The 21,024-nt window shown below is 64.8% G+C and carries 19 protein-coding genes; 11 read left to right on the top strand and 8 right to left on the bottom strand.

Annotated elements, in window-relative coordinates:
• The first annotated feature begins 9 nt into the window (after positions 1 to 9).
• The 3 genes from AACZ17_RS01985 to AACZ17_RS01975 are packed head-to-tail and all read left to right on the top strand — an operon-like array spanning position 10 to position 4,724.
• Complete coding sequence (locus AACZ17_RS01985; RefSeq protein ID WP_290744646.1) at positions 10 to 1,971, top strand: hypothetical protein; 1,962 nt, start codon at positions 10 to 12, stop codon at positions 1,969 to 1,971.
• The gene (locus tag AACZ17_RS01980; RefSeq protein WP_290744644.1) at positions 1,971 to 3,851 is read left to right on the top strand and encodes a tetratricopeptide repeat protein; all 1,881 of its coding nucleotides are present in this window, start codon (positions 1,971 to 1,973) and stop codon (positions 3,849 to 3,851) included. The genes AACZ17_RS01985 and AACZ17_RS01980 overlap by 1 nt, the downstream gene beginning before the upstream one ends.
• Complete coding sequence (locus AACZ17_RS01975; protein ID WP_290744643.1) at positions 3,852 to 4,724, top strand: glycosyltransferase family 2 protein; 873 nt, start codon at positions 3,852 to 3,854, stop codon at positions 4,722 to 4,724.
• Positions 4,725 to 4,735: 11 nt separating this feature from the next.
• Here AACZ17_RS01975 and AACZ17_RS01970 read toward each other — a convergent pair whose 3' ends face one another.
• A complete protein-coding gene (locus AACZ17_RS01970) occupies positions 4,736 to 5,212 on the bottom strand; it encodes an Lrp/AsnC ligand binding domain-containing protein (RefSeq protein ID WP_290744641.1) in 477 nt (158 codons plus the stop codon).
• A 192-nt stretch (positions 5,213 to 5,404) separates the two neighbouring features.
• Here AACZ17_RS01970 and ald point away from each other — a divergent pair, with 192 nt between their 5' ends.
• The gene (ald, locus tag AACZ17_RS01965) at positions 5,405 to 6,523 is read left to right on the top strand and encodes an alanine dehydrogenase (protein ID WP_290744639.1); all 1,119 of its coding nucleotides are present in this window, start codon (positions 5,405 to 5,407) and stop codon (positions 6,521 to 6,523) included.
• 45 nt (positions 6,524 to 6,568) lie between these two features.
• On the opposite strand, the gene AACZ17_RS01960 is transcribed toward ald, so the two are convergent.
• Together AACZ17_RS01960 and AACZ17_RS01955 are read right to left on the bottom strand one after the other, a co-directional pair.
• Complete coding sequence (locus tag AACZ17_RS01960) at positions 6,569 to 8,746, bottom strand: malate synthase G (protein ID WP_290744637.1); 2,178 nt, start codon at positions 8,744 to 8,746, stop codon at positions 6,569 to 6,571.
• Positions 8,747 to 8,901: 155 nt separating this feature from the next.
• The gene (locus tag AACZ17_RS01955) at positions 8,902 to 9,864 is read right to left on the bottom strand and encodes a LysR family transcriptional regulator (RefSeq protein ID WP_290744635.1); all 963 of its coding nucleotides are present in this window, start codon (positions 9,862 to 9,864) and stop codon (positions 8,902 to 8,904) included.
• Between the two features lie 148 nt (positions 9,865 to 10,012).
• On the opposite strand from AACZ17_RS01955, the gene AACZ17_RS01950 reads away from it, so the two are divergent.
• Both AACZ17_RS01950 and rraA read left to right on the top strand, forming a co-directional pair.
• Positions 10,013 to 11,782, top strand: coding sequence for an acyl-CoA dehydrogenase C-terminal domain-containing protein (locus AACZ17_RS01950; protein ID WP_290744633.1), 1,770 nt, complete (start codon positions 10,013 to 10,015; stop codon positions 11,780 to 11,782).
• A gap of 9 nt (positions 11,783 to 11,791) precedes the next feature.
• On the top strand, positions 11,792 to 12,271 hold the full coding sequence (gene rraA, locus AACZ17_RS01945; protein ID WP_290744632.1) for a ribonuclease E activity regulator RraA: 480 nt from the start codon (positions 11,792 to 11,794) through the stop codon (positions 12,269 to 12,271).
• Between the two features lie 14 nt (positions 12,272 to 12,285).
• Here the strand turns inward: rraA and nadC are convergent, their stop codons facing one another.
• Positions 12,286 to 13,122, bottom strand: coding sequence for a carboxylating nicotinate-nucleotide diphosphorylase (gene nadC, locus AACZ17_RS01940; protein ID WP_290744630.1), 837 nt, complete (start codon positions 13,120 to 13,122; stop codon positions 12,286 to 12,288).
• 123 nt (positions 13,123 to 13,245) lie between these two features.
• On the opposite strand from nadC, the gene ampD reads away from it, so the two are divergent.
• From ampD to AACZ17_RS01920, 4 genes are all read left to right on the top strand, one after another.
• The gene (gene ampD, locus AACZ17_RS01935) at positions 13,246 to 13,812 is read left to right on the top strand and encodes a 1,6-anhydro-N-acetylmuramyl-L-alanine amidase AmpD (protein ID WP_290744628.1); all 567 of its coding nucleotides are present in this window, start codon (positions 13,246 to 13,248) and stop codon (positions 13,810 to 13,812) included.
• Entirely contained in the window at positions 13,809 to 14,648 is an 840-nt protein-coding gene (ampE, locus tag AACZ17_RS01930) for a regulatory signaling modulator protein AmpE (RefSeq protein WP_290744627.1), read from the top strand. Before ampD ends, ampE begins: the two co-directional genes overlap by 4 nt.
• A gap of 118 nt (positions 14,649 to 14,766) precedes the next feature.
• Positions 14,767 to 16,344 carry a sigma 54-interacting transcriptional regulator gene (locus tag AACZ17_RS01925; protein ID WP_290744625.1) on the top strand — a complete coding sequence of 526 codons (1,578 nt, stop codon included), beginning with the start codon at positions 14,767 to 14,769 and terminating at the stop codon, positions 16,342 to 16,344.
• The gene (locus AACZ17_RS01920; RefSeq protein ID WP_290744623.1) at positions 16,341 to 17,762 is read left to right on the top strand and encodes a serine/threonine-protein kinase; all 1,422 of its coding nucleotides are present in this window, start codon (positions 16,341 to 16,343) and stop codon (positions 17,760 to 17,762) included. Before AACZ17_RS01925 ends, AACZ17_RS01920 begins: the two co-directional genes overlap by 4 nt.
• On the opposite strand, the gene AACZ17_RS01915 is transcribed toward AACZ17_RS01920, so the two are convergent.
• The gene (locus AACZ17_RS01915) at positions 17,759 to 18,673 is read right to left on the bottom strand and encodes a 2-dehydropantoate 2-reductase (RefSeq protein ID WP_290744621.1); all 915 of its coding nucleotides are present in this window, start codon (positions 18,671 to 18,673) and stop codon (positions 17,759 to 17,761) included. The two genes, AACZ17_RS01920 and AACZ17_RS01915, sit on opposite strands and share 4 nt — an antisense overlap.
• A gap of 84 nt (positions 18,674 to 18,757) precedes the next feature.
• Between AACZ17_RS01915 and AACZ17_RS01910 the strand changes: the two genes are divergently transcribed.
• The gene (locus tag AACZ17_RS01910; protein WP_290744619.1) at positions 18,758 to 19,243 is read left to right on the top strand and encodes a YajQ family cyclic di-GMP-binding protein; all 486 of its coding nucleotides are present in this window, start codon (positions 18,758 to 18,760) and stop codon (positions 19,241 to 19,243) included.
• 36 nt (positions 19,244 to 19,279) lie between these two features.
• Here the strand turns inward: AACZ17_RS01910 and AACZ17_RS01905 are convergent, their stop codons facing one another.
• From AACZ17_RS01905 to AACZ17_RS01895, 3 genes are read right to left on the bottom strand one after another with little or no spacing between them, the layout of a single operon-like run.
• Positions 19,280 to 20,140, bottom strand: a complete 861-nt coding sequence (locus AACZ17_RS01905) for a phosphotransferase (RefSeq protein WP_290744617.1) — start codon at positions 20,138 to 20,140, stop codon at positions 19,280 to 19,282.
• Positions 20,125 to 20,757 (bottom strand): nicotinamide riboside transporter PnuC, encoded by a 633-nt coding sequence (gene pnuC, locus AACZ17_RS01900; protein ID WP_290744615.1) that lies wholly within the window; start codon positions 20,755 to 20,757, stop codon positions 20,125 to 20,127. Before pnuC ends, AACZ17_RS01905 begins: the two co-directional genes overlap by 16 nt.
• On the bottom strand, positions 20,754 to 21,011 hold the full coding sequence (locus tag AACZ17_RS01895; protein ID WP_290744613.1) for a YkoF family thiamine/hydroxymethylpyrimidine-binding protein: 258 nt from the start codon (positions 21,009 to 21,011) through the stop codon (positions 20,754 to 20,756). Before AACZ17_RS01895 ends, pnuC begins: the two co-directional genes overlap by 4 nt.
• Positions 21,012 to 21,024 lie beyond the last annotated feature (13 nt).

Raw genomic sequence — 21,024 nt, 5'->3', positions numbered from 1 at the left:
GAGTACCGCGTGCCCACCAGCCCCTCGGCATCCATTGTCAGAAATCTCCGGCCCCGCTGGGTAGTGGTCTGCCTGCTGTGTGTCGCTGTAGTCTTTTACGCCGCTAACGCCGGCGACGACTTTCTCTTCGACGATACCCCGGCCCTCAGCGGCAATGAACTGGTACAGATTTCCGGCGAGCGCTTTGACGAATGGCGTACCGCCGCCTTCAGTTCCAGTGCCGGCCCGCTGAGTCGCCCCCTGACCATGGTCACGTTTGCCCTGCAGCACGCCCTGGAGGGCGGCTTCAGTGCCCGCTCGCTCAAGCTGGGCAACATCGTGATTCACCTCGTCATTGCTGGCCTGCTGTTCTTGCTGTTCCGCGCGCTGGTTGCGGCGCTGGTGGCCCAGGGCAAACTGCGCTGTGATCCCGGCTGGGTGGCGGCGCTTGCCATGGGGTTCTGGCTGCTGCACCCCCTGCATGTGTCTACGGTGTTGTACGCGGTGCAGCGTATGGCGCAGCTGTCCACGCTGTTCACGGTGCTGGGGCTGTTGCTGTTCGTGCGCTGGCGCTCCCGCTGGGCCGAGCGCGGCGCCAGCCCGCAGGAGGTGGTTGCGGCGGCGCTGTGGCTGCTGCTGGTCACGCTGTTCGCGGTGCTCAGCAAGGAAAACGGGGCGCTGTTGCTGTGGTTGGTGCCGGCGGTGGAAGTGGCGGTGTACCGCGGTCGCTGGGCCGGCCAGCAGCGGTCGCCGCTGGCGGCTGCCGGCTGGGTGCTGTTGCTGTTGCCGCTTGTAGCGATTGCGCTGATTTTCTGGTTCGCGCCCGAGACGTTTCTGGGTGGCTATACCCAGCGCAATTTCACCCTCGAGGAGCGGTTGCTGACGCAGGGGCGCGTGCTGTGGCAGTACGTTAGCTGGATTGTCTGGCCCAATATCCTGAGCATGGGATTTCAGCACGATGACCTGGCGCTGTCGACCGGCTGGCTGCAGCCTGTGTCGACGTTGCTTGCACTGGCGGGCTGGGTGTCGGTGCTTGTCGTCGCTGTCTGGCGACGCGAACACTGGCCTCTGCTCCTGCTGGCGGTTCTGGTGTACCTCGTGGGCCACAGCATGGAGTCCAGCTTTCTCGCACTGGAAATGGTCTACGAACATCGCAATTATTTGCCCAGTATCGGTATTTGCCTGTTGCTGGGCGTCGGCTTTGCCAGTGTGCTCGATCGCCTGCCAGCGTCGCGCCGGGTGCCGGCGCTGCTGGCGCTGTTCGCCGCGTTTGCGCTGCTGCTGGGTTTGCGCGGCAACACCTGGTCTGACGATCTCACGCTGTCGCGTACCAACCTGGCCCGTCATCCCGAGTCCGTGCGCTCCAATTACTTCTACGGTAATGCGCTGCTGCGCCAGTATCGGCTGCGGGATGAGCTGGGGCTCACCGAAGCAGAGGCCAGGGCCAGTCTGGCGGTCGGCCGACACTACATGGAACTGATGCATCAGCGTGACCCAGCAGATCTCGGTGCGCTGGTGATGCTCTATTACCTGGATAGTCTTTTCTTTCCCGAGCTGGGTGCGCAAACCGACTGGCTGTCGGCCCTGCACGCCGCGCTGCCGGGTCGGGTGCTGAAAGCCTCCGACAGGAATGCGCTACAGGTGCTGGCGGAATGCATGGGCGATGGCAAGTGTGCCACGCAGGACGAGGAAGTGGAGCGGCTGTTTGCCGCGTTGGGGCGCTACTCGCTCACCCCCACGGACCTTGACAGCCTGCGCTACACCTACCTGCAGGCGCGTGGTGCGCCCCCCGAGGCGTTGCTTGCTGCCCTGGAAGCGGCGCTGGCTCGCTCGCCCGGCCAGCTGGCCTACTATCCCTACCTGATCGCCCGCTACAGTGAAGTTGGCGATGCCGAGGGTGTCTTGCGCTCGATAGGGGAGTGGATGCACTACGACAGCCGACGGCGCCAGCTGCCGTTGCAGCGCCAGGTCGTTGCGGGGGCAGACCAGTGATGTCTGGTTACGCTGCAAGGCTTTGCCTGTTCGGGATGTTTGGCCTGCTGCTTGCCGCAACAGCGTGGCTCTATGCGCCGGGTATTCACGGCCCGGTCTTGCTGGATGACCGCACCAGTGTGACTTTGCTGGAGACCGACGTGGATTCTCGGCAACGCGTGGAGCAGGTGTTCGGGGACGGTTCCGGGCCGTTGGGAAGGCCGGTCACCATGGCGACCTTCGTCGCCGAGCGGGCCTTTGTTGGCGATGATGTGCGCTGGAGCAAGGCCATCAACATTGGCCTGCACCTGTTGAATGGACTCCTGTTGGCCTGGCTGATCCATCGCCTGTTGGGCGCAGCAGGTTTTGCGCGTGTTATGGCAGTGGCGCTGCTGGCGGCAGGCCTGTGGCTGGTGTCGCCGCTGTGGGTGAGTACGGTGCTGTATGCGGTGCAGCGTATGGCCATGCTGGCCTGCACATTGATGTTGCTCGCGCTCATCGCCTATACCTACTGGCGCGAGCGCTTCAGCGCAGGCGAGAAGGGCACACTGCGCTTTGCGCTGGTGATTGTCTGTGCAACGCTGGCGGTATTTGCCAAGGAAAACGGTGTCGTCGTGCTGCCGGTTTTGCTGCTGTTGGAGTTGCTCTGGTTCGGCTGTCGTCGAGATGGCCGTGTCGACCAGGGGATGCTCTACCGGGTGTTGGGTTTGCTGGTATTGGGCGGCGTTTCCGTCATCGCTGTGTTTGCCCTGGCCCCTGAGCGCTTTCTGGCACACTACGCGCTGCGCGAGTTTACGTTGCTGGAGCGCGTGCTGACCCAGAGCCGGATTCTCTGGGATTATCTGGGGCAGCTGGTCTGGCCGGACGTCGCCCGTATGGGGCTCTACCATGACGATGTCGTGCTGTCGCGGTCGATAATGAGCCCCGTTACCACGCTCCATGCGGTAGTGGCGTGGTCCGCGGCGCTGCTGCTTGCCGCCGCAATCTCTGGCTTCGCCCTGGGCCGGCGGGTGGCGTTCTGCCTGCTCCTGTTCCTGGTCGGGCACAGCGTCGAGTCCACCGTGCTGCCGTTGGAGCTGTATTTCGAGCACCGCAATTACTTTCCCGGTATTGCTGTCTTCCTCCTGCTGGCGCTGCTGCTGGCCGAACTGGCACGGCGTTGGCGAGTGGTCGCCCGACCGGTGATGGCCTATCTTGCCCTTGCACTGCTGATGTTGAGCTTCAATACCAGCTCCCAGGTGGAAATCTGGGCAAACAGCTACCTGCTGCGCTTCAATCAGATCAGTGCGCACCCGGCGTCTTTTCGTGCCAATGCCGACATGGCGGTGATGTATGCGCGAGCCGGCAGCCTGGATCGGGCGCTGGCGTATTCCGCCCAGGCCCATGCACACTCCCCGGAGCAGGACGGCGATCATTACCTGCGCAATCTGGCGCTCAGTTGCATGGCCGGTCGGCCGTTGCCGCCGTCAGCGGGGTCCCTCGCCGGGGTGCTGGATGCGCCGCGTCCGGTGAGTACCGTGGCCACCCTGCATGTGTTGGTCAAGATGCTGCAGAACGAGCAGTGTGCGCAGTTGGACCGCCTTGCGATTGCAGAGGCCTTTGCGAGCGTGTATCTGCGCCCGGAGGCCGGGGCCACGGCCTCGGCAAATATCTACGCCCTGCTCGCGGTGCTGGAGAATGCACTGGGGCGCTATGCCAACGCCTATGAGTATACGGCGCGGTTTCTGGCGCAGGCGCCGGGTACGCCGCGCGGCCTGTTAATGCAGCTGCATTTCAGTACGGCATTGGGTAAAGTGCAGGAAGCCGAAGCGTTGCAGCGGCAACTGTTGACGCTGCAGGCGGCTGGAGTGTTAACCGTGTCGGATCAAGAAACCCTCGCGCTCTACCTGGAGGCAGACTAGTTGCGAATTTCCATTGTGATACCCGCCAGGAATGAGCAACAGGGGCTTGCGCCGCTGCTACCACGCCTCCGCACCCTCTACCCCGAGGCCGAACTGATCGTCGTCAACGACGGCTCGGAGGATGACACGGCCGCGGTCGCCCGCAGTGCCGGCGCCACGGTCGTGTCCCACCCCTACCCCAAGGGCAACGGCGCCGCGATAAAATCCGGCGCGCGGGCGGCGAGGGGAGACGTGCTGGTTTTCCTGGACGGCGATGGCCAGCACGACCCGGCGGACATTGCGAGCCTGCTTGCCACCATGGCGGAAGGCTACGATATGGTCGTGGGCGCGCGCTCGGGCCTGTCGTCCCAGGCCAGCTTTGCGCGCTGGAGCGCCAACACGCTGTACAACCGGTTGGCGAGCTGGATGGTAAACCGGCGCATTGATGACCTCACCTCGGGGTTTCGCGCGGTAGACCGGCGCAAGTTTCTCAGCTTCCTGTATCTCCTGCCCAACGGCTTCAGCTACCCCACGACCTCGACCATGGCCTTCTTTCGCGCCGGTTATTCCGTCGGTTTTGTACCCATTGCGGTAGAACAGCGCGTCGGCAAAAGCCATATCAGTCCGCTGCGCGACGGGGTGCGGTTTTTTCTCATCATCTTCAAGATCGGTACGCTCTATTCACCGCTGAAAGTCTACTTTCCGCTGTCGGTACTGCTGGCCGGCCTGGGCATGGCAAATTATCTGTTGGGCGCGTTTGGCAGCGGTTTATTGCGCTTCAGCAATATGAGCTCGCTGCTGTTATTGGCGGGTCTGGTGGTGTTTTTCATTGGCCTCCTGTCCGAGCAGCTCACCAACCTGCAGTACAAGGATATCGATCACGACCTCGACTGAGCGGGCCGCTGTCAGGGGATGTGCAGCGCCAGGGTTTCCTTGACCTGCTCCATCACCACGTAGCTGGTCGATTCCTGCACCCCGGGCAGGGTAAGCAGTGTTTCGCCCAGGAACGCGCGGTACGCATTCATGTCAGCGACGCGCGCCTTGATCAGATAGTCGAAATTGCCGGAGACGAGGTAGCACTCCTGAACTTCCGGTAACTCGAAGGCGCTCCGTTTGAACTCCTCGAAAATATCCTGTGAGCTGCGGCTCAGACGGATCTGCACAAACACAACCAGCCCCGCATCAAGCTGCTCCGGGTCCAGGATGGCCTGGTAGCCACGGATGATGCCTTCGCGCTCCAGCCGTTTGATGCGCTCCTTGCAGGGTGTGGTGCTCAGGCCAACCTGGCGCGCGAGCTCTGCATAGCTGGTGCGTGCATCCTGTTGCAGCAGCCGCAGCAGGCGCCGGTCGGTGCGGTTGAGGTTCTGTAGCCGTGCTTTCATTGTGCTCACTCGCTACTGTGGTTATATGCAACTGGCCGGCTGAATACCGGCGGTTCTATATTGGACGATACACCTGAATATATATAAAAATATAGCGGAAATAACTGCTTATGTGGCAAAAATACATAAGAAAAGTGTTTTTTTCCCCCTTAGCATGCCGGTCAATTGACCCCCTCGCTGGAGACCGCAAACATGCTGATTGGCGTACCGAAGGAAATCAAGAACCACGAGTACCGTATTGGCCTCACGCCGGCGGGTGTGCGGGAACTGGTGCACGATGGCCACCGTGTACTGGTGGAACAGGACGGTGGGGAACCCATCGGCTTTGACGACGGCCAGTATCGCGAGGCGGGGGCAGAGATCGTCGCCGGTGCCGAGGCGATCTTTGCCGAGGCGGAGATGATCATCAAGGTCAAGGAGCCGCAGCCTGTCGAGTGCCGGATGCTCCGCCCCGGCCAGCTGCTGTTCACCTACCTGCACCTGGCGCCGGATCCTGAGCAGGCGAAGGCCCTGTTGGCCTCAGGCGCCACCTGCATCGCCTATGAAACCGTGACCTCCGCGGGTCGCGGGCTGCCCCTGCTGGCGCCGATGAGTGAAGTGGCGGGCCGCATGGCCATCCAGGCCGGTGCGCACAACCTGGAGAAGGCCCAGGGCGGCAACGGCATGCTGCTGGGTGGCGTGCCAGGCGTGGAACCTGCGCAGGTGCTTATCATCGGTGGCGGCGTGGTCGGCATCAACGCGGCGCGGATGGCGATGGGTATGGGGGCGGATGTGACACTGCTGGACCGCGACCTCAACCGGCTCAAGGAACTGGATATGCTGTTTGGTGGGCGCCTGAAGACGGTGTACTCGACCAAGGAAGCACTGGAGCGTTATGCCCTGCAGGCCGATCTGGTCGTGGGTGCGGTGCTGATTCCCGGCGCATCAGCGCCGAAGCTGATCAGCCGCGAGCTGGTAGCGGGAATGAAGAAGGGCGCGGTCATGGTCGACGTGGCCATCGATCAGGGTGGCTGTTTTGAGACCAGTCGGCTCACCACGCATCAGGAGCCGACCTACGTGATCGATGGTGTCGTGCACTACTGCGTGGCGAACATGCCTGGCGGTGTGGCCAGAACCTCCACCATGGCGCTGACCAATGCAACATTGCCCTACGCGGTGCAGCTGGCGCGTCACGGCGTGCGCGCCGCGCTGGAGAAGGACGAGCATCTGCGCAACGGCCTGAACGTGCACGCCGGGCAGGTGACGCACGCGGCGGTCGCGGAAGCGCTGGGCTACGACTTTATTGCCCCGATGACGGCATTGGGCGGCTGAGTCGCGAGTGTGCCCGCGGTGGCCCGCCCGCCGCCGCAGGGTGTGTCAGCCGCCGTATTTGGCCTTCGCCTCGCGGCGGCGCGCGTGCAGCACCGGCTCGGTGTATCCGCTGGGCTGCGCGCAGCCCTCCAGCACCAGTTCCAGTGCCGCCTGGAAGGCCACACTGTCGGCGAAGTCCGGCGCCATGGGGCGGTAGGCCGGGTCGCCGGCGTTCTGCTGGTCGACCACCGCTGCCATACGCTCCATGGTCTCCCGTACCTGGGCTTCACTGCACACGCCGTGGCGCAGCCAGTTGGCGATATGCTGGCTTGAAATACGCAGGGTCGCGCGATCTTCCATCAGCCCGACGTTGTGGATGTCGGGCACCTTGGAGCAGCCCACGCCCTGATCGATCCAGCGCACGACATAGCCGAGAATGCCCTGGGCATTGTTGTCCAGCTCGCGCTGGACGTCTTCGGCGCTCAGGCCTGCGGCGCCCTTCAGGGGAATGCGCAGGATGTCATCCAGCGACGCCCGCGGACGTGATTTGAGCTGCTCCTGGCGCTGTGCCACGTCAATGCTGTGGTAGTGCGTGGCGTGCAGCGTGGCCGCGGTGGGGGAGGGCACCCAGGCGGTGCTCGCACCGGCACTGGGGTGCGCGACCTTGGCCTGCAGCATGTCCGCCATGAGGTCGGGGATCGCCCACATGCCCTTGCCGATCTGCGCCTTGCCCTGCAAGCCGCAGGCGAGGCCTGTGTCCACATTCCAGTCTTCGTAGGCGTTGATCCAGGGCTCCTGCTTCATGGCGCCCTTGGGTGTCATGGCCCCGGCTTCCATGCTGGTATGGATCTCGTCGCCGGTGCGGTCAAGGAAGCCCGTGTTGATGAAGACCAGGCGCTCGCGGGCGCGCTCGATACAGGCTTTCAGGTTGACGGTGGTGCGGCGCTCCTCGTCCATGATGCCCAGCTTGATGGTGTGGCGCGCCAGGCCCAGGGCGTCTTCAATGCGATCAAACAGGGTGCAGGTGAAGTCGACCTCGTCCGGGCCGTGCATTTTCGGTTTGACGATGTAGATGCTGCCCCGGCGCGAGTTGCGCAGGGTGCCTGTGCCACGCAGGTCGTGCAGGGCGATCATGGCGGTGAACATGCCGTCCATGATGCCTTCGGGGATCTCCCTGCCCTCGGCATCGAGAATGGCGTCGCTGGTCATCAGGTGCCCCACATTGCGCACAAACATCAGGCTGCGGCCCGGCAGCACGCGTTCACTGCCATCCGGCGCGGTGAACACGCGGTCCGGGTTGAGACGACGGGTCAGGGTCTGCTCGCCCTTGCGGAACGAGTCCTCGAGGTCCCCGCGCATCAGGCCCAGCCAGTTGCGATAGACCAGGATTTTGTCGGCTGCATCCACTGCGGCGATGGAGTCTTCGCAGTCCTGGATCGTGGTCAGTGCGGCTTCCAGCACCACGTCCTCGACACCGGCTGGGTCGCTGGCACCGATGGGGCTCAGCGGGTCGATGAGAATTTCGATGTGCAGGCCGTTGTGCCGGAGCAGGACGCTGGTCGGCGCGTTGCCTTCGCCCCGATAGCCGCGAAACTGTGCCGGCGTCGCCAGTGAACTGATCTGGCCGCCGCTCAGCACCACCTGCAGTGCACCGTTCACCACGGTGTAGGCCGTTACCTGGCTGTGATCGCCTGTCGACAGCGGGCAATGGGTGTTGAGGAAGTGCTTGGCCCAGGCGATCACGCGTTCGCCGCGCACAGGATTGTAGCCACCGGCGCGCTGAGCGCCGCCCTCTTCGGGGATGACATCCGTGCCGTAGAGGGCGTCGTAGAGACTGCCCCAGCGCGCGTTCGCCGCGTTCAGGGCGTAGCGCGCATTCATCACCGGCACGACCAGCTGGGGTCCCGCCAGGGTGGCGACCTCGGGGTCGACGTTCTCTGTGCTGATGGCGAAGTCCCCGGGCTCCGGCAGCAAGTAGCCAATGGAGTGCAGAAAGGCCTTGTACTCTGCACGGTCGTAGTCTGGCCCGGGGTTGGCCCGGTGCCAGTTGTCGATCTGTTCCTGCAGGCTGGCGCGGGTCGCGAGCAGTTCGCGATTGCGCGGTGCAAGGTCGCGCAAGATAGCGTCGAGGCCTTGCCAGAACTGCTCCGGTGTAACGCCGGTGCCGGGGGCAATGTCCTCTTCCAGAAGGCTGTGCAGGGCTGCGTCAATGTGCAGGCCACCTTCAATGATGCGCTCGCTCATGGGGCTTCATTCCTCTGACTGCGGGGCACGCCAGGCGCCCACCGGAAAAAGTGCTAGTCTACGGCGAGCAGGCTTAATTTATCCAATTTATCGTTTTTATCACGACCATTCCCTTCCTGAATGAGGTGGTGTGGCTGCACGCCTGACCCTCTCACTCAGGGTAGTGGTGGCTGGTTGTCCATCTCCCGTGCCGTATCGGCGATCAGTTTGCGTAACCAGCGGTTGGCGGGATTGTGCTGCAGGAGCGGACTCCAGGCCATTTTCAACTCCAGCGGCGGGATATCCAGCGGCGGCTCCCGCAACACGACCCGGGGATTGTTGCGCTTGAGCAGGGCGGCCCGCGTGGGCAGGGTGACGATCAGGTCGTTCTGTTCTGCCAGCGTCATGGCCGCCTGATAGTGACGGGTAAACACCCGAATCTGGCGTTTTTTGCCCAGCCTCGCGAGGGCGCTGTCCACCCAGCCCAGTCGTTGCACGTCGTCGGGGTCGACGCCGACGCCAACGCCCATGCCGGTCTTGCTCACCCAGATGTGCTTGGCCTGCAGGTAGTTTTCCAGGGTGAAGTCGTCAAGCACCGGGTTTTCCGGGCTCAACAGGCAGGAAAAGCTGTCGTTCCAGAGGTGGATCTGGTGAAAGGACTGGGGCATCGAATCGAACCGGTTGATCACCATGTCGACCTTGCCGCGCTCCACATCCAGGAAGCTGACATCGGAGGGGGTCATGATGTCCAGGGTCAGGCCCGGTGCCTGCAGTCGCAATTTGCCCAGCACCGCCGGCAGCAGGGTGGATTCCGCGTAGTCACTGGCCATGATGCGGAACACCCGCTGCGCCTGTTCGGGCGCAAAGGCGGAGCGCGGCTGTACCGCCTGTTCGATATTCATCAGCACTTCGCGCACCTGTGGCTCCAGTTCCAGCGCGCGTTCAGTGGGGGTCATGCCATCCGAGGTACGCACCAGCAGGGGGTCGTCGAACAGGTCCCGCAGGCGGCGCAAGCCGTTGCTCATGGCGGGTTGCGAAAGGTTCAGCTGGTGGGCGGCCTGGGTCACATTGCGTTCGCGGAGGAGGGCGTCCAGGTAGACCAACAGGTTGAGGTCGATGCGGTTCAGTTTGGTCGACATTCAGTATTCACCGAGGGAATGGTGGGGATGCGATTGATAGATTGTGAAAATTATAGTCCTTTCGCTAAAATTGCCAAGTCACACCGGGCGCCCCTGCGCGACGGTTTTGGCCCCGATCATTACCCGGACCGACGAGGACACCATCATCATGAGCAGCTACCGCGCCCCGATTGAGGACATGACGTTTCTGATTGACGAGGTGTTGGACGTGGGGCAAGCCCTGGGTTCACTGCCGGCCTTTGAGGAACTCGGCGTGGGTCCGGACCTGAGCACGGCACTGCTCGACGAGGGTGCCCGGCTCGCCGCCGATGTGCTGGCGCCGTTGCGGCGCGTGGGTGACGAGCATCCTGCGACCTGCAGCGACGGCGCAGTCACCCTGAGCCCGGGTTACGCTGAGGCCCTGCAACAGCTGGGCGCCGGGGGCTGGATGGGCATCTCCTCGGACCCGGTCTACGGCGGTCAGGGCCTCCCGGAACTCTATGCGACAGCGGCTTGCGAGATGTGGAACAGCGCCAACCTGGCTTTCGGACTGGCGCCCATGCTCAGCTCGGGCGCGGCGCTTGCGATTCACGCCCACGCCAGCGAAGCACTGAAACAGCGCTACCTGCCCAAAATGCATTCCGGTGAGTGGGCCGGCACCATGAACCTGACCGAGTCCGGCGCCGGATCCGACCTTGGCGTCATGAAAACCCGTGCGGTGCCGGAGGGTGACCACTATCGCATTCACGGGCAGAAAATCTACATCACCTGGGGCGACCACGATGCCACCGACAACATCATCCACCTGGTGTTGGCCAAACTGCCGGATGCCCCCGAGGGCAGCCGCGGCATCTCCCTGTTCCTGGTGCCCAAGTTCCTGGTAAACGAAGACGGCAGCCTGGGGGCGCGTAACGATGTCTACCCGGTATCCACCGAGCACAAACTCGGCATCCACGGCAGTCCCACCTGCGTGATGGCCTTTGGCGATAACGAAGGCGCACTGGGCTACCTGGTCGGTGAGGAAAACCGCGGCCTCGCCTGCATGTTCACAATGATGAACGAGGCCCGTCTCAAAGTGGGTGTGCAGGGTCTGGGCGCGGCAGAGGGTGCCTACCAGAAGGCGGTTGCCTACGCGCGGGAGCGCGTGCAGGGCGGCGTGGCCATTATTGAGCACCCTGATGTCCGGCGCATGCTGCTGACCATGCGTGCGCTGATTGAGGGCATGCGCGCACTGGTGTATGCGGAGGCGGTCACCATGGATCTGGCACACCGGGGCCCGGAGGCCGACCGCGCGCGGCACCAGTTCCGCATCGACCTGATGATTCCGGTGATCAAGGGCTGGATGACAGAAGTGGGCCAGGAGCTGACGTCGCTGGGTGTGCAGGTGCATGGCGGCATGGGCTACATCGAGGAAACCGGCGCCGCGCAATATCTGCGTGATGTGCGGATCACCTCCATCTACGAGGGCACCAACGGCATTCAGGCGGCGGATCTGGTATCCCGCAAACTGGGCCGCGACCAGGGCGGGGCGATGCGCGATGCGCTGGCTGATGTGGCATCCACGGTGGCTGCGCTGCGTGACGCGGGGCAGCCGGCGCTGGCTGTCATTGCCGACCGCCTGGCAGCGGCACTCGCGGGTGTCGAGGAGACTACGACCCGGTTGTTGGAAGGTCTGCAGACGGCGCCGGAGCAGGCTCTGGGTGCGTCCTTCGATTACATGATGCAGTGCGGCTATCTGTTCGGTGGCTGGCATCTGGCGCGCTCAGCCCTGGTCGCGCAGGAACGTCTCGACGGCGGCGCCGAAAACCCCTTCTATGAGCGCAAGATCGCCACGGCCCGGTTCTACGCAGAGCAGGTGCTGCCGCGCTGTCGCGCGCATGCTGGCGCCATCATGGCGGGCCCCGAGGCGCTTGCCGATTACCCTGTCGACTGGCTGTAGGAGGCCACCATGCAGACGTTCGCAACGCCGGACCTGACTGACGCGGCTCCCGATGCACAGGTCATAGAACTGCAGTGGCGCAATTTCGGTGCACACCCGCGCTTTGCGGGTCAGGCGGTCACGATCAAATGCCACGAAGACAATTCGCTGGTCAAGCAGGCGGTCGGTGAAGCGGGCGCGGGCCGGGTGCTGGTCGTGGACGGTGGCGGTTCGCTGCGGCGGGCCCTGCTCGGCGACATGCTGGCGGAGGAAGCGGCGCGCAATGGCTGGTCTGGCCTGGTAATCAACGGCGCGGTGCGTGACGTGGACGAAATTGCGACCACGGCGCTGGGTGTAAAGGCTTTGGGCGCAACGCCGTTGAAAACCGAAAAGCGCGGAGAGGGGCAGCGCGACATTTGCCTGCAGTTTGGCGGCGCACGTATCGCACCCGGGGATTACATCTATGCCGACAACAACGGCGTGGTGGTGAGCGCAGCGCCTCTGGTCTAGCCTGCCGGCAGCCCTCAGTCCAAAAGGCGCATGGACAGATCCAGCGCCCGGGTATCCTTGGTCAGGGCGCCAATGGAGATAAAGTCCACGCCGGTCTCCGCCACGCTGCGCAGGTTGGCTTCGGTGATATTGCCGGACGCCTCCAGCTCCAGCCGCCCGGCGACGACCGCGACCGCATCGCGCATGTCCTGCAGGCTGAAATTGTCCAGCATGACCCGGTCCGCCCCGGCGCTGAGGGCCTGCTGCAGTTCGTCGAGGCTTTCCACCTCCACCTCCACCGGCTTGCCGGGAGCCACCGATCGAGCTTCCCGCACCGCAGCGGCGATCCCGCCGCAGGCGCTGATGTGGTTTTCCTTGATCAGAAACGCGTCGTACAGGCCCATGCGGTGGTTGTGGCAGCCACCGCAGCGCACCGCATATTTCTGTGCATTGCGCAGCCCCGGAATCGTTTTGCGCGTATCCAGCAGGCGCACGCCGGTGCCCGCGACCAGGGAGGCATAATGGTGGCAGCGGGTTGCCGTACCTGAGAGCAACTGCAGGAAGTTGAGTGCGCTGCGTTCAGCGGTGAGCAGTGCGCGTGCCGGCCCGCGCACGGTGAACAGTGTGCTGTTGGCCGCGATTCGGTCGCCGTCCGCCACCGCCCATTCCGGCCGCAGCGAGGGGTCCACCGCCGCGAACACGGCATCGACCCAGGCGCGACCGCAGAGGATGCCATCTTCGCGGCTAATGACGCGCGCAGTGGCGGCGGCCGAGGCTGGAATCAGTGCCGCCGTGATATCGCCGCTACCGATATCTTCCGCCAGCGCGGCGCGCACATTGTCCTGAATATCCGTGTCGGTGAGTGCGGGCATAAGGCGGGTTTCCATGGCGATCGGCCGGATAGTCCAAAAACGGCGATTGTAGCAGCCCACCGGCAATGCGTTGAGCCCCCTCGGGTGCTGGATTATGATGTGGCTTCACGCAGTGGGGCTGGGATGCGCTATACACTCGACCAGGGCTGGATTGACCAGGCGCGCAGAGTGCCTTCGCCGAACTGCGGCCCGCGGCCCGTGGGCGTCGCGGTAGAGCTGCTGGTGATCCACAATATCTCGCTGCCGCCGGGGTGTTTCGGCGGCGACGCCATTGAACAGCTGTTCACCAATTGCCTGGATTGGAATGCGCACCCGTTCTACGCGGAAATACACGGCCTGGAAGTGTCGGCGCATTTCCTGATTCGCCGCTGCGGTGAACTGGTGCAGTTTGTCGCAACCGGATTGCGCGCCTGGCATGCCGGACAGTCCTGCTGGCGGGGTCGGGAGAACTGCAACGATTTCAGCATCGGGGTCGAGCTGGAAGGGACTGACGAGCTTCCCTATACGGACGCGCAGTACACAACCCTCGCAGCCCTGACCGATACCCTGATCGCGTCTTACCCGGGCTTGTGTCACGATCACATCGCTGGCCACGCCGATATCGCCCCCGGAAGAAAGACCGATCCGGGCAGGGTGTTCGACTGGTCGCGTTACCGTGCCAGCCTGGCACCCGCAGGAGACGCCGCATGACCTTTCTCGCACTGATTCTCGCACTGGCACTGCGGCAACTCTGGGGTGCCGAGCCCTGGCTGCACCGCGACCGCTGGTGGTACGACTACCGCGAGCGCGTCGCGGCACTCGGCCTGCTGGATGCGGTGCAGCTGCTGTTGCTGGTGCTGCTGCCCACACTGCTGCTGGGGGCGCTGTTGATGCTGCTGGCGCCGGTGCTGTTCGGGCTGCCCTGGATACTGCTTGCGGCGCTGGTCCTGCTGTTCAGCTTCGGTCGCGGCGATTTCCACGCGCGTCTGGTGCAGTATCGTGCGCACTGTGAACGTGGTAACCCGGAAACCGCGTGGCTGTTCCTCTGCGGTGCCCTGGGTGCCGACGATCTGGCACGCGCGGCCAGCGAGGGTGAAGCGGACGACGCCTGGCACGGCTTGCAGGCGCGCCTGCTCTATGACGGCTATCAGCGCTGGTTTGCAGTCGTACTGCTGTTCGTGGCGCTGGGGCCGGCTTGGGCCTTCGCCTACCGCCTGCTGCAACTGGCAGCGCTGCGGGCGCCGGAGCGTGCCGCTGCCAGCGTGTTGTTCGTCGTCGACTGGATTCCGGCGCGCCTGCTGGCCCTGACCTTTGCATTGGCCGGCGACTTCATGCGCAGCCGAGATGCGCTTTTCGCGGCACTGCGGGATACGGCGCGCGCTCCCGCTGAACTGCTCGGCGACGTGGGCACTGCTGCCGTGCACAGCGCGGGTGCGGAAGCCGATGTGCAGACGGCAGCGGATGACATGCAGGCCCTGGGTGCCCTGTTGACGCGCAGTGCCGTTATCTGGGTGGTGGCGATTGCTCTGGTGGCCATCATCGACTGAGCCCCGACTGGCCGTTGCGTGCAAATCGTCAGATGCGACCGCGCAGGGGCAAAGCGGGCGTTCATCTGCTAGGCTTTCAGGTAAAGCCAGCGGAGCGCATTGAAGCTCGGGTTTGCCTATGCCGGAACACAACCGCATGGATGCGACGCTGCCCTCGGTATTTGCGCAGCTGACTTCCGCCCCTGCGCGTCGGGTACGCGTCCTTACCATTGTCTTTCACCCCGATGTGGAGCGCATTGGAGAACGCTGGGTGCTGCAGGGCTCGCGGCGCAAGCCTTTGGTGCTCGGGAGACAGCAGCCGGCTTTCGTGCGCGCTGGAGGGGACATGGGGCGTCCTCTGGACGACCCGCATGTCAGTCGCCAGGCGCTGCATATGCGATTTCGTGACGCCGGGGTAACCCTGGCACCGGTGGCCGATGCCTGCCGCTGCCGGCTGAACGGTGAATGGGTGCAGGCGGCGCGGGATTTCACCGCGGCGGATGTGCGCAGGGGCGTTGTGCTGCAACTGGCCCACAGTGTCGTGCTGCTGCTCCGTGAGGTGCCGGCGTTCTCGCACGGTAACGGGGAGACGGCCGCATCGTCGGCGGCTGCGTTTTCTGGCCTGCTCGGCAGCAGCGATTACATGCAGGCTCTGCGCCGCGATATCGCACGCGTTGCGCGCTGCGGTCTGGATGTACTGATTCGAGGCGAGACCGGTAGCGGCAAGGAATTGGTGGCACGCGCGGTGCATGGCGCCAGCGAGCGTGCCGCGGGGCCGCTGGTACCTGTCAATATGGCGGCGATTCCCCCGGGGGTCGCGGCGGCAGTGCTGTTCGGCAGCGCGAGGGGCGCCTTTACCGGCGCAGAGCGCAACAGCGTCGGTTATTTCCAGCAGGCCGAAAAAGGCAGCCTGTTTCTTGACGAAGTGGGCGACACGCCCGCCGAGGTGCAGCCGCAGCTGTTGCGCGCACTGCAGGAGCGCGAAATACAGCCGGTGGGCGGTGCTCTCCGCACGGTCGATGTGCGCGTTATTTCGGCGACCGACGCCCCGTTGGACGGCCCGGACAGCACGTTTCGCAGCGCACTGCGACACCGCCTGGGCAGCGCGGAGATCTGCGTCGCGCCGCTGCGCGAGCACCCCGAGGACATCGGTGAGCTGCTCTGTCACTTCCTGCAACAGGCCTGTGCGGAAACCGGCTCACCCACCCTGTTGCCCACACCCGAGAGCGACCCTCTGGAGGTTGCGCAGTGGGCAGAGCTGTTCACCCTCTGCCAGCGCTATGCCTGGCCCGGCAATGTGCGTGAATTGGGCAATTGTGCGCGACAGATCGTGCTGCAGGGTGAGGGTGGCCTGCTGCCCGCGATGTTGTTGCAACCGATTGCCGCCGAGGTCGCCGATTCTCCCGCCGAGGTGCCCGCTCCGTCTCCGGTGGAGCTGGGTGACGACGCCCTGCGCGCGCTGTTGAAGCAGGAGCGGTACGAAGTCAGCGCTGCGGCGCGCCGGGCGGGTATGAGCCGCCAGGCCCTGTACCGCCGATTGCCGGCACTGGGCCTGCGCCTGGCCGCGCAGGTTCCAGAGGCAGAACTGCAAGCGGCGCTGGCGCGCGCCAACCAGGACGTGGCCGCCGCCGCCACGGCCCTGCGTGTCTCGGCGATTGCCCTGCGCAGCAGGTTGGCGCATCAACGTGCTGCGCCGGCGGGAAGCGGCGAGGCTTGAGCAGCGGCGATCGTATCGGCCCCTACCGCATCCTGCGACTCATTCGCCGCGGGGGGCAGGGCTCGGTCTTCCTCGGTATAGACGATCGCCTCGGGCGACGCATCGTGGCGAAAATCCACGCCCTGCCGGCAGAGCCTGCGCAGAGTCGTCGCGTGCTGCGCGAGGCGCAGGCGGTGGCCTCGCTGGACAGCACCCGTGTGGTCACGATTCACGATGTGATCGTCGGCGATACGCACCTTGCCATGATCATGGAGTACGTGCCCGGGTGTGACCTTGAGGAACTCCTCGCCGAGCGAGAGCTGTCCCTGGCCAGCAGTCTTGTCGTCGCCAGCGATGTTGCGGCGGCGATCGCCGCCGGTCGCTCCCGGGGTATCGTGCACGGTGATATCAAGCCCGGAAATGTCCTGGTGACCCCGGAGGGGCGCGTCAAGCTGACGGATTTTGGCCTCGCGGCGCAGCAGGGCTCGGTGGCGACGGCCCGCGGCAGTCTCAGCTGCGTTTCTCCCGAGCAATTGTTGGGCAAGCCGCAGGATGTGCGCTCTGACCTCTTCGCCCTGGGGTGCCTGCTGTATCGGCTGGTAGCGGGTCGCCACCCCTTCCAGGGGCGCCACGGTCTGGACAGCGAGGCTCTGTTGCGCGGTGCCGCGCCCGCATTGCCTGCCACGCTGGTCGACGGGTCTGCACCGCCCCAGGGGCTGGATGCCCTGATCGACAGCCTGCTGGCCGCCGATCCGGCCCAGCGTCCGTCAAATACCCATGAGGTGCGGCGGCAGCTGCACAGGATGGCGACGGCGCAGCCACGGCAGCTGCGTTCACCACTGCGTGATGAGGCTGAGCGCTTTTTTCGCACCGAGGACAGCGATGATCTGCCGTTGCAGATCCCCCGCAGTCTCAGCCGCCAGGGACGTTCACGTATGCCGCGACCTTCAGGGCAGTGGTCGGTTCTGGGGCTGGGGCGTGACTGGCGCCGACGACACTGGCTAGCGGCCGCCGCCGCGTTGGTGTGCGTGACGGCGGCGGCGCTCTTCGCGCTCTGGCCACGAGATTACCGGGTCACGGTGCCACGTCCGCTGGTGGTGCTGGAGTCGGGGTCTGCGGCGCTCTCGAACGCTGGCGGTGTGGAGGGTGTGCTGGCGCTTGTACGCGAGCAGTTACTCGCGGAGCGTCCGGGGTTGCAGTTTCACGGCGAGCTGCCCCCATTTTTCCCCACCGTTCTGGACCACAATCTGCCACCGCCGCCAGAGACGCTGCGCATCGCCCTGCAGTGCAGTCCTGCGCTCTGTGTGCTGGGTCTTGAGCGTGAGCGTGGGGGCGCGTATCGCTATCGACAGGCGCTGGTGCCAACGGGGGCCCCCGAGCATCGCTGGCGCGCGTTGGCCGGCAGGGCAGCGGCAGAGCTGTTTGCGGCCGACCCCTAGCCGACCGGGTGGGTCGCGGGCTGCAATGCGCACAGCAGCGCCTTGTTGTGTGGGACATCAATCCCCAATGCGTCCGCCGTGTCAACGAGGAAGGCCGTGAGAAAACCGATCTCCGTGGGGCGCTTCGCAAGCACGTCCTGCAGCATCGAGGAGCGGTTGTTGGCGGTGACCGCCACCACCTCCATCACGGACTCGTAGAGTCCCACAACGGCCTCTCCCTGGCCTGCGGCCTGCCCGATGACTGCAATCTCCAGACACAGCGCGCGCACCTCATCGGCGAGAGCGCCGGGCTCCGCCAGGGCGCCATTGCGACACCGGTGCAGCGCGGTGAGCGGGTTGATGGCGCAGTTGATAGCGAATTTGCGCCACAGCACCGCATCAATGTCTTGCCTCCAGCCGCAGCGAGCATCGATAGCCTGCCAGTCGCTGAACCAGTCCGGGGCTTTCTGTACGCCCCGGCCGCCTACCCAGGTGGTCCCGCGCCCGGCCCGCAGGACTCGTTGGCCCGCCTCGCGGAATGCGCCCTCGGTGGTGCTGCCGCTGAACACGGCCAGCTGCGGCCACCGCGCCGCCACTGTCTGTTGATAACCCAGGCCGTTGGCGAGCAGGACGACCACAGCGTTCGGGGCCAGCCAGGGCTGCAAACCCGCAAGGCCGTCAACCAGGTCGTAGGCCTTGGTGCAGACCAGCAGATAGTCAATCGGGGCGGCGTGTGCACCGCTGGCAACCCGGACGCTGTGTTCGCTGGTCAGGCCATCTGCCTGCAGCTGTATGCGCCGCGTCGTCTGCGTCAGTGTCGGATCGCCGTCCCGCAGCAACAGCGAGCAGCGGATGCCCGCCTTGTCGAAGAGACAGGCGAACAGGCTGCCCATCGAGCCGGCACCGAGAATATGCCAGTGGCGTGAGCGCATTCAGCGTGTTGCGGGGATTGCAATGCGGTGCCGGCTGATTAACATGGTGCTCCTGTCTGATTGACTGAACCGGGGAACCGCACTATGCCATCTTTCGACGTTGTATCGGAAGTCGACCTGCACCAGCTGACCAACGCGGTGGATCAGGCATCGCGTATTGTCACCAACCGTTTCGACTTCAAGGGGGTTGGCGCGGGCTTTGAGCGGGACGGACATACCGTGGCGCTGCACGCGGAGGTGGAATTCCAGCTGGCGCAGATGGAAGACATGCTGCGCAGCGCATTGATCAAGTGCGACATCGACCCACAAGCCATGGAGGTCGGGGATCCGATTGCCAGTGGCAAGCTGGTGCGCCAGACGGTCACGCTGCGCAATGGTCTGGACAGCCAGCAGTGCAAGGCCATCGTCAAGCAGCTCAAGGAGGCCAAGCTGAAGGTGCAGGCCCAGATCCAGGGTGAGCAGGTGCGGGTGACAGGCAAGAAGCGCGATGACCTGCAGGAGGCGATTGCCCTGCTGCGCGCTAGCGACGTCGTCGATGTGCCTCTCCAGTTCACCAACTTCCGCGACTGACGCTGCGCGCGGGGGTTGTGCTCCCGGGAGGCCGGGTCAGCCGCTTTCCAGTAAGGTGATGCAGTGCTGCAGGCGCTCCCGTTTCTCTGCAAGGCTGGCCGCGGCCGGTGCGCTGTGTGTGCGCAGGTGCCAGAGCAGTTCCAGATAGCGGTAGCCACACTCAAACAGTGTCAAACGTTGCCAGTCACGGTCGGCGACAGGCGCTTGCAGGTAATTCTCCAGCAGAGCCCGGCGCGCTGATGTGTCAAGTTCGTCGCCGGCGCAGACGGCGGCAAGGTCAAACCACACCGGGCCCGTCGCGGCGTACTCCCAGTCGATCGCCCACAGCCGCCCTCCGCTCACCACGCGATTCGCGTGCAACAGGTCGTTGTGGCAGGTGGCCTGCGGGCCGGCGGTTTCCAGTTGCGCAATGAACGGTGCCGCACGCGCCGCCAGTGGTTGCAGGGCGCGCCAGGTCTCGGCCTGCCCCTGGCGGATGGCCGACGTGGCCCGCTCGCAGCGCTCCCCCACGGCCAGGCTTGCAGGCAGGTCCGGCAGCTGGTGGATACGCCGCAGCAGCGTGCCCAGGGCTGCGGGCGTGACGGCACCGTCGGAGTCGGGTTGCAGGTAGTCACAGACCAGAATGCCCGCCTGTGTGTCGAGATAGCGTGGCGCCGGTGCGAGGCCGGCCTCGTGTGCCAGCCGCAGTGCCTGCCACTCCACGTGTGGGCCCGGCAGGTCCGCCCCGGAGTCTTCGTCCGTCAGCCGCACTGCGAACGGTCGGTCACCACTGCTCACCAGAAAGCTCTGATGGCTCAGACCGCCGCCGAGGCGACCCAGAACACGAGGCGCCTGTTGCAGGCCACCCACCTCCCAGTTGCGCCAGCTGTCCAGCGCCTGCTTCAGGCGCTGGCGCATTGCAGCCGGTAGTGCCGGTGCCAGCGACGGTAACCGAACACCACGATGACCAGGTACACGGCAAACAGCGCGGCGGTGAGAAACAGGCCGCGTTCCAGGTACAGGTAAATGGACACGCTGTCGATGACCAGCCAGTAAAGCCAGTTTTCCAGCAGTTTTTTCGCCACCATCCAGGTTGTCAGTATGCTGCCCCAGGTGGTGAAGGAGTCGATGTAGGGCAGCACGGCGCCCGTGTACCTGTCGAGCAGTGCACCGCTGACGGCGCTGGCCAGCAGCACGCTGGCAATGGCCAGAATGTGTCGCTGCGGCGGCCAGACGCTGATCGGCAGGCGCTGCTGCGCCGCAGCGTTCCCGCTGCCGCCGCCACGCCACTGCTGCCAGCCATAGAGCGCCATGCCCAGGTAATACACCTGTAGCGCGGACTCCATCAGCAGCCCCACCTGCCAGAACAGCCAGAGGAAAATGGCGGTGCTGGCGAAGGCTGCATACCAGCACCACAGGTTTTCCCGCACCGCCAGCAGCAGGTACGCCACCCCCAGCAACACGGCGGCCAACTCCCAGCCGGAGAGGGTGGCGGCTCCCGCCACCAGCTGTGTGAGAACGCTGTCGGCGGTCATGTTGGGTGAATCGGCAGCAGCCCGGGAATGAACTTGCAGACCAGCACCTGCTTGCCGAAGTCGCGATAACTCGCCTCCAGGGTCGCTTGCACCGCGGCGAAAACGTCGCCTGCATCACCGCTCAGTTGCGTGCTCATGGCATTGGTTACGACGGTCAGGCCCTTGCTTGCCGCCAGCCCATCGATGAAGCACTTGATGACCGGGATATAGTCATCCTGAAGCGGATACAGGCTGAGTTCTGCGGTGATGTCCATAGGGGATGTCCTG

It is taken from the genome of uncultured Haliea sp., assembly GCF_963973825.1.
GTDB lineage: Bacteria > Pseudomonadota > Gammaproteobacteria > Pseudomonadales > Halieaceae > Haliea.
Note: the sequence above shows the minus strand (reverse complement) of the source record. Positions and strands in the feature narration are given on the sequence as shown.

Bases quoted from the DNA above. Each gene is read 5' to 3' on its own strand.
- AACZ17_RS01980 (WP_290744644.1), top strand. From the start codon at position 1,971: ATGTCTGGTTACGCTGCAAGGCTTTGCCTGTTCGGGATGTTTGGCCTG.
- AACZ17_RS01970 (WP_290744641.1), bottom strand. From the start codon at position 5,212: ATGAAAGCACGGCTACAGAACCTCAACCGCACCGACCGGCGCCTGCTG.
- ald (WP_290744639.1), top strand. From the start codon at position 5,405: ATGCTGATTGGCGTACCGAAGGAAATCAAGAACCACGAGTACCGTATT.
- AACZ17_RS01960 (WP_290744637.1), bottom strand. From the start codon at position 8,746: ATGAGCGAGCGCATCATTGAAGGTGGCCTGCACATTGACGCAGCCCTG.
- AACZ17_RS01955 (WP_290744635.1), bottom strand. From the start codon at position 9,864: ATGTCGACCAAACTGAACCGCATCGACCTCAACCTGTTGGTCTACCTG.
- AACZ17_RS01950 (WP_290744633.1), top strand. From the start codon at position 10,013: ATGAGCAGCTACCGCGCCCCGATTGAGGACATGACGTTTCTGATTGAC.
- rraA (WP_290744632.1), top strand. From the start codon at position 11,792: ATGCAGACGTTCGCAACGCCGGACCTGACTGACGCGGCTCCCGATGCA.
- nadC (WP_290744630.1), bottom strand. From the start codon at position 13,122: ATGCCCGCACTCACCGACACGGATATTCAGGACAATGTGCGCGCCGCG.
- ampD (WP_290744628.1), top strand. From the start codon at position 13,246: ATGCGCTATACACTCGACCAGGGCTGGATTGACCAGGCGCGCAGAGTG.
- ampE (WP_290744627.1), top strand. From the start codon at position 13,809: ATGACCTTTCTCGCACTGATTCTCGCACTGGCACTGCGGCAACTCTGG.
- AACZ17_RS01925 (WP_290744625.1), top strand. From the start codon at position 14,767: ATGCCGGAACACAACCGCATGGATGCGACGCTGCCCTCGGTATTTGCG.
- AACZ17_RS01915 (WP_290744621.1), bottom strand. From the start codon at position 18,673: ATGCGCTCACGCCACTGGCATATTCTCGGTGCCGGCTCGATGGGCAGC.
- AACZ17_RS01910 (WP_290744619.1), top strand. From the start codon at position 18,758: ATGCCATCTTTCGACGTTGTATCGGAAGTCGACCTGCACCAGCTGACC.
- AACZ17_RS01905 (WP_290744617.1), bottom strand. From the start codon at position 20,140: ATGCGCCAGCGCCTGAAGCAGGCGCTGGACAGCTGGCGCAACTGGGAG.
- pnuC (WP_290744615.1), bottom strand. From the start codon at position 20,757: ATGACCGCCGACAGCGTTCTCACACAGCTGGTGGCGGGAGCCGCCACC.
- AACZ17_RS01895 (WP_290744613.1), bottom strand. From the start codon at position 21,011: ATGGACATCACCGCAGAACTCAGCCTGTATCCGCTTCAGGATGACTAT.